We start from the raw sequence: 13,644 nt of genomic DNA on the forward strand, positions 1-13,644 counted from the left end.
GGAGGGATGTACGATGGAAAAAAGAAAGCTGTCTGCATTGCCTAGACCAGAGGCAACAGCAGAAATGGTTGAAATGGCAGATAGACTGGACGGAATGGAGCACATTGTGACTGCGGAGCTGGTTGATGATAACAAAATACTGCTTCTGAATTTCTATGAGGTGTCGAAGCTCAAAAAAGGAAAAACGGAAGCAGCATTTAGGACATTTCTGTCGAGTGATGATTATATCACGCAGGACCTGTCACAGTCAAAGGTTAAATGGCTTACAGCTGCATTTGATAATATGCAGGGTTTCCGGCTGTGGGAGTACAAATGGGATCAAAAAACATGGAAAAGCGAACACATTCCAAAGGTGTTTATCTGGACAGCAGAGGACAAGGGCATCATGGAGAGCTTTTTCAAGGCTTACCGCAAAGACACTGACGAGAACGTATGGAATGCTATTGACAGATTCCAGGACAAGGTCAAGGCAGAACGACTGGAAGAGAAACACAGAAAAGTCCTTGCACCGATTGATCTGCGGATGGAGCCGATAGGAGAGCCTTCACAGGATTTTACCGACTGGGTATGGGAGCATGGCATGAGTTTCAGTCGGTACGGAATTTATAAAGAGACATCCAAGGGAAAGGCTGAATTTGAGTGTACACACTGCCAGAAGACAGGAATCGTTGACCGGAGCAGGATAAGACTTCGGAACAATGAAAAGGGGGAATGTCCTTTCTGCGGAAGCAGAGTGACATATAAGGCAAGAGGGAAAATGCCATGCCAGATAGTAGATGAAAGATGGTTCATATATGTGGATCGGCAGGAGGAAGGTTTTTTACTCCGGTACTTCAAAGCATGGAGACACATAAAGAATGACGCAATGATAGCAGGCAGCATATGTAAGAAACGCATTGAAGAAACCATGCATGAGTACAGCCGCTGTTTCTGCACATTCTTCGGCGAAAAGCTGATGAAAGAAAGCTATGAATGGGGAGTGTATCACCAGAAAGGGAATTCTCGCTGGATTCCGGATGAGGGAAATATTGCTTGTATGGAATCTATACTCTATCCGGGAAATCTTCCACAGGCATGGGAGCACACACCGATGAAGTATTCCGCACTGGAAATTCTAGCACAGAACATCCCGACCACAGCTTTCAGATATGAGGATGCCCTTGATGTTTATCTGAAATTCCCGAAGCTAGAGTGGTTCTGCAAAATGGGCTTGAACCAGCTGGCAAAGGATGTGGTAAGAGGCTACAACTACAGCGGGAACATGACGGGGAAGGTCAATTATAAGGCTGACACCATCTACGAAATCTTAGGGCTGAATAAGGTCAATACGAGGACACTACAGGCAATAGACGGCAATCATTACGAACTCCGACTGTTGCAGGTGGCACAGCGGCTTGATATCCAGATGAAGCCGGAGCAGTTAAAGGAATTTTACGAAACCTTTGAATGCAACACAGATCTTCTGAAGGAGAAGAACAGAAGGGTATCGCTCCATAAGCTCTGCCGGTACATAGACAAGGAAAGTGAGAGATACCCGATCGGAGAAAAGAATGCTTGCATGTGGGGCTATTCCTACAACAGGTACAAAGAGAGAACAGATCCACGAATAGAGAGAAAACAGAATATGGCACATGACTGGCTTGAGTATATAGGATGGTGCCGGGAGCTGAAATACGATCTGGATAACAAGTTTATCTACATGCCAAACAATTTCAAAAAGGTACATGATAGAACTGCGGAAGAATATAAGGCATTGCAAGATAAAAAAGCTGCAGCTGAAAAGAAACGCAGAGAGAAACTTGCCGCCAAGAAAATGGCCGAGACAAAAAAAGCGATGGAAGAGATATTTAGCAGAAATGATGGGGTAGATGCTTTCCAGATAAAGGGAAAAGGCTTGATACTGGTGGTACCTCAGAGTGGAGATGAAATCCGTAAGGAGGGCGAGGCTTTGCATCATTGTGTCGGAGGATATGTCGATAGAGTGGCAAGAGGAGAGACAAATATTTTCTTCATCAGAAAAGCAGATCATCCAGAGAAATCTTATTTCACTATGGAATGGAGAAATAACAAAATTATTCAGTGCAGAGGCTTTAAAAACTGCGGAATGCCGGCAGATGTTCAAGCCTTTGTAAAAGTATTTGAAAAGAAAATGAATGAAGCTATACAAGGTGACAACAAGAAGAATGCCAAAAGAAAGGCGGGATGATAAATGGCAGACAATCAGAGACACAGAATAAAGAATTTACTTCAGAAGCTCAATGACGAGGATAGAAATTCCCTCTGTTGCTTATTAGTGAAAGCTGGCTATGCGGTAAGGATTGGAAAAGAGCGGCCGGGAGGAAAAGGACAGACAATGTACTTTGTAGAGTATTGGGTGGAGGGAGATGATACAAATGCTGAAACAGGTAACTAGCTTGATAATACCGAAGTTTATTGCAAGGAAACCCAAAATCAAGCACGGAACATACAACAAGTATGGCTTTGTTATTACGCTTCATCAGTATTGTATCTGTCCTAGATGTAACCATATCCTCAATGCCGGTCCAGATTATCAGCCGGATTATTGTAGTAAGTGCGGACAGCATGTTAATTGTTCAGATGTTCCATGGGAAGAGGAAGTTCAGCTTGGATATGTCAGAAAGGAGGAACGCTGTGAATAAATCAAAAATTGAGTGGTGTGATCACACATGGAATCCTATTACCGGATGCCGGCACAATTGCTCATACTGTTACGCAAAAAGAATGACAGCAAGATTTGCGGGAGATGTAAGACTGAATCTAATGGCGAAGAAAGATTACTCAACAGAGCCTGCGGCAGATAACTCAGAAAATGTATTCATTCTGGATAAACCTATGCTAAATGAAACGGGAAATACATTGGTTTATCCATTTGGATTTGAACCTACATATCACAAGTACCGCATGGATTATCCGGAAAAGCTAAAAATGGGAAATAACATTTTTGTTGGAGCAATGGCTGACATATTTGGGAAATGGGTTCCAGGCGAATGGATCAGAGATGTAATGGAAACCTGTTTGGATAACCCAATTCACAATTACCTGTTTCTCACCAAGAATCCGGAGAGATATACGGAAGTTGGAGTGCCGGCGGGACTGGAAAATATGTGGTACGGAACAACCATTACCTGTGATGCGGATGCTGACAGATTTAATTATCTTCCTGCTGGATGCAATACGTTTGTCAGCATTGAACCACTAATGGGAGACATTGTTTCTAAGCATAATGTGATGTTTCGACAGGTTGATTGGATAATCATCGGAGCAGAGACGGGACGTAACAAAAATAAAATAGTGCCAGAACTGCAATGGATAAAAGATATTGTTGTAAAAGCTGATTATAATTCCGTGCCAGTTTTCATGAAAGACAGTCTGATTCCGATTGTCGGGGAAGAAAATATGCGCCGAGAATTTCCAAAGCAGCTGCAACATTCGGAGATTAGCCCGAAGCTGAAAGCAAAGTTGTTTGATGGCTGTGCATCATGCAAGGCTCATTTGAGAAAAAGCGAAATGATAACCCTGCTGGCAAGGTCAAAAAGAGGCGAACAGCCCAAACAATTCGGGTTTATGTGCAGGGATTGCTTCAAAGAGTTTTGCAAAGACCTTGGATTAGATATACCGGAGCTTATTGGATTGGCAGAGAGCGTAACGATAGGTCCAGGTGATAAAGATGAGTAAATGGAACGCAAACAGAGAGGGTTATGCTGACAATACCGCCAGCATAGCAATCCAGAGAGTGTCAAAAGAAGAAAGGAAGAACAATATGGCAAAGAGAAGCTGCAGACGAACAACTGACGAGAATGCTATTCACAATAAGGCTGTAAAGATAAGAAAAATGACAGATGAGCAGCTGGTACATTACGTTGAGGACAGAGTGGAAAAGGCGAGAAGTGAAGGTTTTAATTGTGGAAAAACACAGGCACCCAAACATAAAACTGTGGATATTACAGGAATTATCGAGGAAATTAGCTCTGTGAAAGGAATTGGAGCAACTAAATTGGCTGATATAAAAGCTATTCTTGAAAAACATCTGGAGGTGAGAGCTGATGCCTGATCCTCGAAGACAGCTTGTTGGCAGGAGAAGCAAAGTATCCGGAGAGACGTTCGAGAGGTGGATTTCAAATGCGTGCGAATTCTATCTGCGAAACGGATGGGCTCACATAGAAAAGACACCAGAGCCATTTCACATCACTGGCAAGGACAGAGATGGAACTGTCAAAGGATATTACGAGAAGAAAGGACAGCCTGATTACAAAGGAATCCTCTGTGATGGAACTGGGATTATGTTTGAAGCGAAGCATACTGACGGTGACAGAATCAGACAAAATGTTGTGACAGATACGCAATGGGAGAACTTGGACATATACGAGAAGTTCGGTGCTCATTGTTATGTGATGGTATCGCTAGGGCTAACAAAATTCTATAGAGTGCCATGGGCGACTTGGAAGAAAATGAAAGAATTGTTTTGCCACAAATTTATGACAGAACAGGAACTGGAGCCTTATAGGTTGCAGGAAAAACAATGCACGATTCTTATTTTGGAAGGAGTGGAATTGAAAGATGAAAATACAGAAAACGGAGCTTGCAACAAAGCTTAATCAGATTAAGGGGGTTGTTCCCAAAAAGACAACAATGCCTATCTTACAGGGGATTTTGGTAAAGGAAGGGTATTTAATCGCCAACAACTTAGAAATGACCGTTAAGGCGAAGTTAGAGGGCACAGAGGGAGAATGCTTTATTATTCCAGAGAGAGCCTTTGACCTTATCAATAATCTGCCAGACGGCGAAGTAGATATTTCTGTTTCAAATGGCAATACAATGACGATAAGAGCAGACAAAATCAAAAATAAGTATCAGACAATGGATCCGGAACCATTTCCGGTAGCGGATATTGATGGAGAGGGTAGTGAGTTTACACTTAAAGCGGGACAATTACTGGAATCCGTAAAAAGAGTTTCTTATGCAATTCCTCAACAGGGAGGAAATGCCACTATGTCAACTATGTGTCTGCAGGCTAAGGACGGACAGTTGAATTTCGTAGGACTTGATGGGCATGTCCTTGCATGGGACAAGATTGATTATGACGGAGAATTCGAGCTGCTTATTCCAAAGAATACTATAGATAAGCTGAAGACACTCGGATTAACCGGAGAGGTAAGAATTAGACATAGTAATGCAATGGCTATATTTGCAACGGAGGATTTTGAAATATGCACAAGACTTGTACAGGGAGAATATTACAAATATCAGAATATGTTTAAAGAACTGCCACTACATACTGTAATATCTCGCAAAGAGCTTCTGGATGCAATGGTACGAGCCAAAATGTGTACTGCTGAAAAATGCCCCGTTAAATTTGAAATAGCAGGAAGTCAGCTGGGTTTAAGTATCAAAGACCAGACAACGGATTACCATGAGACTGTTGATTTACAGGAAGATATATCGGAGGAATTAACAATAGGTTTTGATGCCAGATTGGTAATTGAAACACTAAAAGCATTTGATTGTGACAATGTAGGAATTTCTCTGCAGGGTCCTAAAATGCCAATGATTGTAGAAGCGGAGGATAGCGATTTCAAGACAATCGTTCTCCCTGTGGCTATAAAGTAAGTACCATGTAACTATAAACAAAAATTCATATGCGTTATCTGATTGGTCTCGGATAAGGAATATATCACACTAATAAAAGGGGCGGCAGGTGCTTCCGCCCGGAAAGGAGAAACAAATGGTATTCAAAATAATACTGATAATAATTGCGTTTGTTATGCTTTGCGGAATGGTTGCTGATGAAAGCAGATATAACAAGAGAACATATTGTATCGGATTTGTAGCTTGCATTATTGCAAGAGCAATTTTGGAAGGAGGATTATTTTAGTGAGAGATTATAAGAAAGTTTGTAGATGCAGGGACTGCGGGAAGATATATGATAAGGGCATTCCATATATATGTTCAAAATGTGGGGCAGAGATTGGAAGACCTACACCAACAATTTTACAGATGATGGGAAGCGGAGAAGTTACACTTACAGAAAAATGCGAGAAGGTTGTTGCTAAAAAAGGTTTGTTTGGATGGAAGGTTAGAGAACCGCAGGATCCCGAGGCTATCCAGGAATGACACCAAAGGAGATGTGTAACAGCTGCACCCATGAAAATTACTGCATGGGTGCATATCGCAAAGACCATTGGTGTGGAAATCATACCAGAAAGGACAGAAAAATGCCACGCTGTAAAGACTGTAAAAACAAAAGGTATATAAATAATCGTTACGGAAATGAAAGTATATATGTGCAGTCACCTTGCTTTATGTGTAAATGGAATCCTACAGATAATAGGGTGATAATGTACGAACCAATAAACCGACAAACAAAAAAATAGAGTCTCATATACACACTGCCATAGTGCGAAAATCACACCAAAAAGGAGAGAAAATATGAAGTGTCCAAGATGCGGAAAAGAGGCAAAAAGACTGTTGGCTCTGTCGAGAGCAGACAACAAGACAATGATATGTGATGAGTGCGGAACAAAGGAGGCACTGGATGATGCAGGGCTGACCGAGGGAAGTTCGGTAAGAAAGTCCATACTTGCGTGTGTTGGAAGAGGCTCTACACCACAGGAGAGAATCAGAGCAAAGGTGCAGGCTACAGGAAATAAGTGGGCTATGGAGAATTTTAGAGATACGCATAACTAAGAGTGATGGAGGAAGGACAATGGAATTAAAAGAATTTGCGAATTTAATTGATGGAAGACAATATGACTATCGAATGTTTACCAAAGAAGAATTACAGCTTGCCAAAGATAACAGAATTGTAATTGTTACAGGTGCAAGTGATGACCTGGTTGAATTAGAGGGAGCAATAACAGATGAGGGGGATTGCTGGGAAGGTGGCAAAATATATGTTAAGGCTATTCCTAATGGTGGAATAGTACACAACTGTGAGCGTTCGGATGTATTCGGATTTACTGCAAAATGGTGCGAAGAGAAAGATAAGAACGGAAAGATAATATCATGGACATATGATGTTCCAATAGAACATGAAACATTTGTGATTTATGAAGATGATGAACCTTACTGCAGGGGATTTGTATTTAGGGTTTAGCCTAAAATGAAATTTAGGAGGCATATTATGACAAAAGAACAGATTCACGAAGCACTGTGCAAAGCTCCAGATGAAGATAAAATGAGGCTGGCTATAGCTTGTCAGATGAATGGTATTGACGTTCGGGATATAGAGACAGGGTTGGCAAATGTGCTTACAGGTGTACAAAAAGCTATAAAACCAGCAATCGAATATTATAGATATTTAGGAGGAAAATAGTATGGCAAATTTTGATGAAGATATTAAGAGAATCACAGATGAAATCCTATCGGATGGAACTGTTGACCAGATTATTAGAGAAAAGGTGACGGATGGAATAGAAAAAGCAATAGCTAGTTCATTTAATTATGGAAAGCTTGAAAAGGCGGTCAAAGAAAGAGTTGAGCAGGTTTTAGTTCCGTTTATTGAAAGCTACGACATGAGTGGATACATTGTAAAATTGGACACACTTCTTACGGAAATGGTCAATAAGTCTGTCCTTACTGACAACAAAAATTTGCTGGAAAATTTTAAGTTTATGATGAAAGAACCGCAGGAAACAGATATAAAGATATCTGATTTGTTCAAGGAATATAAGAAGTTTGTTGCCGGTGATATGGAGGTAGAGGGCCGAGAGGTTGTGATAGAGGATAATGCTGAATACGAGGCGATGGATGTACATTTTGAATTCGAAGAAGAGGGTGAGAGAAGCTGGAGCTCATTCAAGTATGCAACTATTGACTTTACAGTGGATGATGAAGAACAGCAGGATGAATTAAACAGAACAGTACGTCTTTCGCACTGGACAGGGGATAGAAAAGCCGGATGGGAAATTAGAACAGACACAAATCCTGACATATATTCACTTAGGCACATGAATAAGTTTGATTTGCTTCTTGCGAAACTGCAGAGAGCGGATGCACGAATTATCATAGACGAGACTGCAGACGAGGATTTTGTTTATTCCGATACAAAGCCAGAGCCGACCTATGAATAGCCATGAACGGTCAGCTAACATTTGATAAATTTATGAATATAACAGAGGAAAAGCCATCGGAACATAAGCAAGAGAGAGTTCCGATGGTGGATCCATGTTACTACTGTTTATGCAGGTCGTGCATCAATAATGCAGAGAGCCTTACTGTCAATCCGGAAGAAGTGCCATACGACTGGCACCCGTGTTTCTTTTGCGATATATGCAATAATTTTGATGGAGAAAGTCCCGAAAATATGGAAAGAGAGGAATGCCATGAATATGTGATAGATGATTATCATGCAAGGCAGAATAGGAAAAAATTTAGAATTGTGAGGTAAAGATTATGAGTATAGAACTTAAAACGTGTCCGTTTTGTGGCGGGAGGGCAGTAATGAAGGCTGTCAATAAGAAATACGGGTTCACTATTTGGTGTCAGTGTAGAAAATGTGGTGCGAGAACCGAGGGGTATTGTCCTGATATGAACCATGAAGACAATACTATTACCAGTATTGAAGAGTGCAAAGATAGGGCTGCAAAGGTATGGAATAACAGGGCGGAAAGTGCAAATGAAACTGCGGAAGGTGGGGAAGCCTCTTGATGGAAAAACATGAGAAAGAAAATGTGTGCATTGACTGCAAACATTATGAAGCCTGTGGAAAACCAGAACGATTTATGAGGTGCTTGGGATATGAGAAAGCAGTAAATGCAGAAAGGAAAGACAATGATAGATGAACTTATGGAAAAGTTGCTGGAAGAGCCAGTAGTAGATAATAACGAAATAGTGTTTACGAGCAGAGCTGTAGAACTGATACATGAAATTTCAGAGAAGTGTAAAGGTATTCAGATAGTAGAGCAAACGAGGGAACAGGCAGAGGAATATGCTAAGGATTTATCTGCAGAGGAAGTGTACTATGATATGCTCCGTAAAATTGTGGATGCTCCAACTACTTTACACATGAAATGCTCAGTAAGAATGCTTGTACCCATTATTGACCGAAAGTTGAAAGAGAGGGGACTGTGATGGGATTAGGAAACTACGAACAGAACTTAATAAAGTCAATTGCTGAGAATGATATAAGGGAAGCCAGAAAGTGGGCGGTGGCTGCATTGAATGCGGACACTACGCAAAAAAACAAAGGTTTTGTGACCAGATATAAGAACATCCTCACATCGGAGGGAGCAGGAATGATAGAACTTCCGGGAAACCTCAAAGATATTCTTGTTTGCGAAGATGTTTCCTTGTCGTTCAAAGAGAATCGCTACTATGTGACAGAACGACAGGAAATCATTGCAAAAAATATTTTCAGACTGGCTAAGGTTAGCGGGAAACTTATGGAACTGATGATACCATACAAAAATGCAACTCTACTCTATGGACCGCCTGGGACAGGCAAAACAATGTTTGGAAAGTACATAGCGTACAAAATGGGATTGCCTTTTTGCTATTTGAATTTTTCAAAGGTTGTGGATAGTTACATGGGGGTTACTTCTCGGAACATTGCACAGGCATTTACCTATGCTTCTACAAATCCTTGTGTTTTTATGTTGGACGAGGTTGATACTATAAGTTGCAATAGAGAAAGAACTTCAAGTGGAGCAGACCGGGAAATTGGTAGGGTTACAGTTACTTTAATGCAGGAATTTGACAAACTTGCAAATGATGTTGTGGTTATTGCGGCTACAAATAGATTAGATATTTTAGATAAAGCATTTGTGAGTAGATGTTCCCAAAAGTATGAAATGCCACCGTTTACAGTGGAAGAGAGCAAACAGATGGTCAATAAATTTTTAAATGATATTGAGATATCGATTCCAGATATTGAGATTGATCAGATTGTTCAAAAAAATAGTGACCAACGAACAATTATGGCAGATGTTATTCGGCTTATTGCAGACAGGCTGGAGGTGGAGGATGAAAATAGTTAGTATTTCAGACTATGCAATACATCATCGAATAGGCAGGAGCGAGCCAATAGGAACTACATACATTACACGATTTGGAAATACCAGACAGAAAAATGTGTTCAAGGAATTCTACAAGACCAACATAGGAGAATTTACTCCGGAGAAGTGGTTGGAAGTTACCTTGCAGATAATACAGACACTTATGGAAAATGAACTTCTGGAGGAAATAAAGGAACATGTCGCAGGTCATTGTGTGTGGCTTAAAAATGATAAGGAGATTGAAGAATACTCGGCATCCTGTTTAGCTTCTGGGGCATATATGTACTGGGAAGATTTTAAGGACAAGAGACTACCGGCACATAAGGTATTTATCTTTGAGGGAGGTGATTTCTGATGGCAGTCTGTATGGAATGCGGAAGAAAATTGAGAAGCCAACAAAGCAAGGAAGTAGGATACGGACCGGTATGTTATAAGAGAGTGTTCGGTACCAGTATGCGGATCCGTGATGGAGATTCAAAAACAGGTACTGCTTCAGACGATTTTCCATATTATGAAATACCAGGGCAAATGTCGATTGAGGATTTTATAAAAGCAGATGAAAAGTAAAAGGAGAGTGCTTTCGCAACCCTCCCAACAGACAGTTAGATTATATCATAATTCGTTATGAATTTGAAATAAAAAAGAAGGAGGGCGACAGCATGGACAGCCAATCAACAGAAGAAAGAGCAGAAAAAGTTATAATAGCTCTTACACCAGAACAATTGAAGGATATTTGTGCAAATGCAGCTGAAATTGGAGCAAAGGAAGCATTAAAAACCTATGATCAGGAAAGAAAAAAAGAGCAGGGAAAACGGGCAGACAGAAGATTGCGGAATACAAAGCTGCTCCTGCGTAATTATCACATGCTCAAAGAACATGCGGAAAACTCAGTTTTCGGGCGAACACAGATGGAGGAATCGGCTTTGGATATCTTGGAATCAATGATGAATCTTTATGACAATGAGGTGATCATTGAAAGCATCAAGAGAAGTGCAACCAGAACGGCTATTATCGTTTCACATATCGAGACGATGTTTGGTTTGTATGATGCCTATTGTGAAAAATCTCCGAACCAGGATATAGACCGCAGGAGATACGAGGTGGTTTGGGATAAGTACATGGCAGAACCGGTTCTTACTGTAAAAGAGATTGCAGCAAAGCACAACATGTCAAAGGAAAATGTGTATTCCGATTTGAGAGTTGCAGAGGAAAGATTGACCGCTCTTATATTCGGGGTGGACGGATTGAAAGTACGATAAAGCCACCGTCTACAAAATAATTACATTGACATCACAGCTTATAAATGGCAAAATCATATTTGTAAAATTCTAAATCGAACGTCGGGGAAGTCTGCAGAGTTGTTGCAGGCTTCTTTTTTGATGCAAACTTTCCGAGAAAGGAGAGACGATTGAACAGGAAATGCACCTGCTCCTCCAGAATAATATTGATTGGAGGAAAATAATGAATTACACAATTATGGTGCTGGCTGCTTATGCGGTAATTATGATTGCGGCAACAGTACTTATGACAAACAAAGAGAAAAGCGTCGAAAGGTTTTGTGTTGGAAATAGAAATACAGGATGGTTTATATCTGCATTAAGCATTGCAGCTACATGGATATGGGCTCCTTCACTATTTACATCAACAGAGAATGCTTATACCAAAGGCTTTGCAGGGCTGTTTTGGTTTCTGGTACCTAATGTGCTTTGCCTCATATTCTTTATTCCGTTTGCTAGGAGAATAAGAAAAGAAATGCCGGAAGGAATCACACTGTCTGGATATATGCACCAGAAATACCAGTCTGAATCGGTAAAAAATATTTACCTGTTTCAGCTTGGAGCATTATCGGCATTATCTACAGGAGTCCAGTTATTGGCAGGAAGTAAAATATTAAGTATGCTTACAGGCATTCCATTCTGGATCATGACAGTAATCATGGCTGTGATTGCCTATTCGTATTCACAGTTCTCTGGAATAAAGGCTTCGATACTGACGGATTCTATACAGATGGTCTTTATGTTGATTGCAAGCGTTTGCTTTGCAGTTTTCGGCATTAAGAATGGTGGTGGTATTCAAAATATGTTCGCAGGAATTGGCGGATATACAGGAGAGTGCAGCTCCCTTTTCTCTGCAAAAGGTATAGAGATATTTCTTGGTTTTGGACTCCCCACAACAGTTGGGCTTATCTCGGGACCATTTGGCGACCAATGTTTTTGGCAGAGAGCATTTTGTGTAAAGAAAAATCGAATAGGAAGGGCTTTCTTTGTTGGAGCAATTCTATTTGGCATGGTGCCATTGTCAATGGGAATCCTTGGGTTTGTCGGAGCTGGAATGGGATATACGGCAATTGATACAGGTGTGATTAACTTTGAACTCATTTCAGAGTTATTTCCGAGCTGGGCGGTAATCCCATTTTTATTTATGATTGTATCTGGATTATTATCTACGATTGACAGTAATCTGTGTGCAATATCATCCCTCACAACAGACATATTCAAAAAGAATACACTCGGAAAGACCAAGATTGCCATGGTTGCGCTGTTGGTAATAGGAATTATAGTTGCCAATATCCCAGGGCTTACAGTTACGCATTTGTTTTTAATGTATGGCACACTCAGAGCAGCAACGCTTCTCCCAACAATATTTACATTAAAGGGAGTAAAGCTCAAACCAGAAGGTGTTGTTACTGGTATTGCGACCGCACTGATTATAGGACTTCCTGTATTTGCTTATGGAAATATCACAGGAACTGCAGCTTATAAAACAGCAGGCAGTCTTTTGACAGTCCTGTTATCCGGAACAGTCGCTTTGATTGCAAGCAGAAAGAGGGGGGCAGAGAATGGATAGCGTACTCGGAAGAAAGCAGCGAATCAAAAACTCTGACTGGATAGAAACTTTTGACAAAATCGAACAGCTGATAACCAAAGAAGAACTGGATCAGCTTGTGAATAAGACAATACAGGATATTAAAGCCAAGACAAAGGGAAAGCAAGCCGCCTATGCATGGAGCGGTGGAAAAGATTCCCTTGTTCTTGGAGAAATTTGCCGTCGGGCAGGAATAAGCTCCTGCGTCCTCGTAATCAGCAATTTGGAGTATAAAGCATTTACGCAATGGGTTGAGGATAATAAGCCTCCGGAATTGACAATTATCAATACAGGGCAGGACTTAAAATGGCTTGTTGCCCATCCGCACATGCTTTTCCCACAGGATAGCAAGTATGCCGCCCAATGGTTTCACATTGTTCAGCACAGAGGACAGGCAAAATACTACAAAGAAAACAATCTTGATATGCTCCTTCTCGGAAGACGAAGAGCTGATGGGAATTATGTTGGAAAAGGAGATAACATTTATACCAACAGTCAGGGAGTTACAAGATACAGCCCTTTGTCAGATTGGACGCATGAGCAGGTTTTGGCATATATCCATTATTATAATTTGGCTATGCCGCCTATATATGATTGGAAAAATGGCTATCTGTGCGGAACACATCCTTGGCCAGCACGGCAATGGACAGGAAGTACAGAGAATGCCTGGAGCGAAATCTATGAGATTGACAGCTCCATAGTAAATGAGGCGGCAGAATATTTTGAGAGTGCAAAAGCATTCTTGAAGACAATAAAATAAGTTGCT

At 40.9% G+C, this 13,644-nt stretch carries 22 protein-coding genes; all 22 read left to right on the forward strand.

The features are described from left to right. Window positions 1–13: 13 nt before the first annotated feature. The 22 genes from DXD11_RS08610 (at window position 14) to DXD11_RS08705 (ending at window position 13,638) form a co-directional block, all read left to right on the forward strand. Window positions 14–2,206 (forward strand): PcfJ domain-containing protein, encoded by a 2,193-nt coding sequence (locus DXD11_RS08610; protein ID WP_118758205.1) that lies wholly within the window; start codon window positions 14–16, stop codon window positions 2,204–2,206. 3 nt (window positions 2,207–2,209) lie between these two features. Further along, window positions 2,210–2,413, forward strand: coding sequence for a hypothetical protein (locus DXD11_RS08615; RefSeq protein ID WP_022464055.1), 204 nt, complete (start codon window positions 2,210–2,212; stop codon window positions 2,411–2,413). After that, entirely contained in the window at window positions 2,394–2,660 is a 267-nt protein-coding gene (locus DXD11_RS08620; RefSeq protein WP_022464056.1) for a hypothetical protein, read from the forward strand. The genes DXD11_RS08615 and DXD11_RS08620 overlap by 20 nt, the downstream gene beginning before the upstream one ends. After that, window positions 2,653–3,696 (forward strand): DUF5131 family protein, encoded by a 1,044-nt coding sequence (locus DXD11_RS08625; RefSeq protein WP_243105842.1) that lies wholly within the window; start codon window positions 2,653–2,655, stop codon window positions 3,694–3,696. The genes DXD11_RS08620 and DXD11_RS08625 overlap by 8 nt, the downstream gene beginning before the upstream one ends. Then, on the forward strand, window positions 3,689–4,072 hold the full coding sequence (locus DXD11_RS08630) for a hypothetical protein (RefSeq protein WP_243105843.1): 384 nt from the start codon (window positions 3,689–3,691) through the stop codon (window positions 4,070–4,072). The genes DXD11_RS08625 and DXD11_RS08630 overlap by 8 nt, the downstream gene beginning before the upstream one ends. Then, on the forward strand, window positions 4,065–4,616 hold the full coding sequence (locus DXD11_RS08635) for a Holliday junction resolvase RecU (protein WP_118758207.1): 552 nt from the start codon (window positions 4,065–4,067) through the stop codon (window positions 4,614–4,616). Before DXD11_RS08630 ends, DXD11_RS08635 begins: the two co-directional genes overlap by 8 nt. Next, a complete protein-coding gene (locus DXD11_RS08640; RefSeq protein ID WP_118758208.1) occupies window positions 4,579–5,628 on the forward strand; it encodes a DNA polymerase III subunit beta in 1,050 nt (349 codons plus the stop codon). Before DXD11_RS08635 ends, DXD11_RS08640 begins: the two co-directional genes overlap by 38 nt. 115 nt (window positions 5,629–5,743) lie before the next feature. After that, window positions 5,744–5,893 (forward strand): hypothetical protein, encoded by a 150-nt coding sequence (locus tag DXD11_RS14220; RefSeq protein ID WP_157133972.1) that lies wholly within the window; start codon window positions 5,744–5,746, stop codon window positions 5,891–5,893. Next, window positions 5,893–6,132 (forward strand): hypothetical protein, encoded by a 240-nt coding sequence (locus DXD11_RS08645; protein WP_118592563.1) that lies wholly within the window; start codon window positions 5,893–5,895, stop codon window positions 6,130–6,132. The genes DXD11_RS14220 and DXD11_RS08645 overlap by 1 nt, the downstream gene beginning before the upstream one ends. A gap of 315 nt (window positions 6,133–6,447) precedes the next feature. Continuing rightward, window positions 6,448–6,705, forward strand: coding sequence for a hypothetical protein (locus DXD11_RS08650; protein WP_118343905.1), 258 nt, complete (start codon window positions 6,448–6,450; stop codon window positions 6,703–6,705). A gap of 19 nt (window positions 6,706–6,724) precedes the next feature. Next, window positions 6,725–7,114: a hypothetical protein gene (locus DXD11_RS08655; protein WP_022464063.1), complete on the forward strand. Its 390-nt coding sequence runs from the start codon at window positions 6,725–6,727 to the stop codon at window positions 7,112–7,114. Between the two features lie 27 nt (window positions 7,115–7,141). Continuing rightward, window positions 7,142–7,333, forward strand: coding sequence for a hypothetical protein (locus DXD11_RS08660; RefSeq protein WP_044911393.1), 192 nt, complete (start codon window positions 7,142–7,144; stop codon window positions 7,331–7,333). Window position 7,334: 1 nt separating this feature from the next. Beyond that, complete coding sequence (locus DXD11_RS08665) at window positions 7,335–8,090, forward strand: hypothetical protein (protein ID WP_118758209.1); 756 nt, start codon at window positions 7,335–7,337, stop codon at window positions 8,088–8,090. Between the two features lie 322 nt (window positions 8,091–8,412). Beyond that, on the forward strand, window positions 8,413–8,667 hold the full coding sequence (locus DXD11_RS08670) for a Lar family restriction alleviation protein (protein ID WP_118758210.1): 255 nt from the start codon (window positions 8,413–8,415) through the stop codon (window positions 8,665–8,667). After that, window positions 8,667–8,801 (forward strand): hypothetical protein, encoded by a 135-nt coding sequence (locus DXD11_RS14705; RefSeq protein WP_022464068.1) that lies wholly within the window; start codon window positions 8,667–8,669, stop codon window positions 8,799–8,801. The genes DXD11_RS08670 and DXD11_RS14705 overlap by 1 nt, the downstream gene beginning before the upstream one ends. Next, entirely contained in the window at window positions 8,791–9,090 is a 300-nt protein-coding gene (locus tag DXD11_RS08675; protein ID WP_022464069.1) for a hypothetical protein, read from the forward strand. Before DXD11_RS14705 ends, DXD11_RS08675 begins: the two co-directional genes overlap by 11 nt. Next, window positions 9,090–9,995 (forward strand): ATP-binding protein, encoded by a 906-nt coding sequence (locus DXD11_RS08680; RefSeq protein WP_022464070.1) that lies wholly within the window; start codon window positions 9,090–9,092, stop codon window positions 9,993–9,995. The genes DXD11_RS08675 and DXD11_RS08680 overlap by 1 nt, the downstream gene beginning before the upstream one ends. After that, window positions 9,982–10,368, forward strand: coding sequence for a hypothetical protein (locus DXD11_RS08685; RefSeq protein ID WP_118758211.1), 387 nt, complete (start codon window positions 9,982–9,984; stop codon window positions 10,366–10,368). The genes DXD11_RS08680 and DXD11_RS08685 overlap by 14 nt, the downstream gene beginning before the upstream one ends. Beyond that, a complete protein-coding gene (locus DXD11_RS08690) occupies window positions 10,368–10,580 on the forward strand; it encodes a DUF6011 domain-containing protein (RefSeq protein ID WP_022464072.1) in 213 nt (70 codons plus the stop codon). The genes DXD11_RS08685 and DXD11_RS08690 overlap by 1 nt, the downstream gene beginning before the upstream one ends. A gap of 92 nt (window positions 10,581–10,672) precedes the next feature. Beyond that, window positions 10,673–11,272 (forward strand): hypothetical protein, encoded by a 600-nt coding sequence (locus DXD11_RS08695; protein ID WP_003502228.1) that lies wholly within the window; start codon window positions 10,673–10,675, stop codon window positions 11,270–11,272. Window positions 11,273–11,474: 202 nt separating this feature from the next. Continuing rightward, window positions 11,475–12,860 carry a sodium:solute symporter family transporter gene (locus DXD11_RS08700; RefSeq protein ID WP_118758212.1) on the forward strand — a complete coding sequence of 462 codons (1,386 nt, stop codon included), beginning with the start codon at window positions 11,475–11,477 and terminating at the stop codon, window positions 12,858–12,860. Next, on the forward strand, window positions 12,853–13,638 hold the full coding sequence (locus tag DXD11_RS08705; RefSeq protein ID WP_003502239.1) for a phosphoadenosine phosphosulfate reductase domain-containing protein: 786 nt from the start codon (window positions 12,853–12,855) through the stop codon (window positions 13,636–13,638). Before DXD11_RS08700 ends, DXD11_RS08705 begins: the two co-directional genes overlap by 8 nt. Window positions 13,639–13,644 lie beyond the last annotated feature (6 nt).

Origin of the sequence: Coprococcus sp. TF11-13 (genome assembly GCF_003481085.1) — a bacterium.
In the GTDB taxonomy this organism is placed as follows: Bacteria; Bacillota; Clostridia; order Lachnospirales; family Lachnospiraceae; genus Coprococcus; species Coprococcus aceti.

Coding starts and splice junctions, on each gene's coding strand:
- DXD11_RS08610 (WP_118758205.1), top strand. CDS start 14: ATGGAAAAAAGAAAGCTGTCTGCATTGCCTAGACCAGAGGCAACAGCA.
- DXD11_RS08615 (WP_022464055.1), top strand. CDS start 2,210: ATGGCAGACAATCAGAGACACAGAATAAAGAATTTACTTCAGAAGCTC.
- DXD11_RS08620 (WP_022464056.1), top strand. CDS start 2,394: ATGCTGAAACAGGTAACTAGCTTGATAATACCGAAGTTTATTGCAAGG.
- DXD11_RS08630 (WP_243105843.1), top strand. CDS start 3,689: ATGAGTAAATGGAACGCAAACAGAGAGGGTTATGCTGACAATACCGCC.
- DXD11_RS08635 (WP_118758207.1), top strand. CDS start 4,065: ATGCCTGATCCTCGAAGACAGCTTGTTGGCAGGAGAAGCAAAGTATCC.
- DXD11_RS08640 (WP_118758208.1), top strand. CDS start 4,579: ATGAAAATACAGAAAACGGAGCTTGCAACAAAGCTTAATCAGATTAAG.
- DXD11_RS14220 (WP_157133972.1), top strand. CDS start 5,744: ATGGTATTCAAAATAATACTGATAATAATTGCGTTTGTTATGCTTTGC.
- DXD11_RS08650 (WP_118343905.1), top strand. CDS start 6,448: ATGAAGTGTCCAAGATGCGGAAAAGAGGCAAAAAGACTGTTGGCTCTG.
- DXD11_RS08655 (WP_022464063.1), top strand. CDS start 6,725: ATGGAATTAAAAGAATTTGCGAATTTAATTGATGGAAGACAATATGAC.
- DXD11_RS08660 (WP_044911393.1), top strand. CDS start 7,142: ATGACAAAAGAACAGATTCACGAAGCACTGTGCAAAGCTCCAGATGAA.
- DXD11_RS08665 (WP_118758209.1), top strand. CDS start 7,335: ATGGCAAATTTTGATGAAGATATTAAGAGAATCACAGATGAAATCCTA.
- DXD11_RS08670 (WP_118758210.1), top strand. CDS start 8,413: ATGAGTATAGAACTTAAAACGTGTCCGTTTTGTGGCGGGAGGGCAGTA.
- DXD11_RS14705 (WP_022464068.1), top strand. CDS start 8,667: ATGGAAAAACATGAGAAAGAAAATGTGTGCATTGACTGCAAACATTAT.
- DXD11_RS08675 (WP_022464069.1), top strand. CDS start 8,791: ATGATAGATGAACTTATGGAAAAGTTGCTGGAAGAGCCAGTAGTAGAT.
- DXD11_RS08680 (WP_022464070.1), top strand. CDS start 9,090: ATGGGATTAGGAAACTACGAACAGAACTTAATAAAGTCAATTGCTGAG.
- DXD11_RS08685 (WP_118758211.1), top strand. CDS start 9,982: ATGAAAATAGTTAGTATTTCAGACTATGCAATACATCATCGAATAGGC.
- DXD11_RS08690 (WP_022464072.1), top strand. CDS start 10,368: ATGGCAGTCTGTATGGAATGCGGAAGAAAATTGAGAAGCCAACAAAGC.
- DXD11_RS08695 (WP_003502228.1), top strand. CDS start 10,673: ATGGACAGCCAATCAACAGAAGAAAGAGCAGAAAAAGTTATAATAGCT.
- DXD11_RS08700 (WP_118758212.1), top strand. CDS start 11,475: ATGAATTACACAATTATGGTGCTGGCTGCTTATGCGGTAATTATGATT.
- DXD11_RS08705 (WP_003502239.1), top strand. CDS start 12,853: ATGGATAGCGTACTCGGAAGAAAGCAGCGAATCAAAAACTCTGACTGG.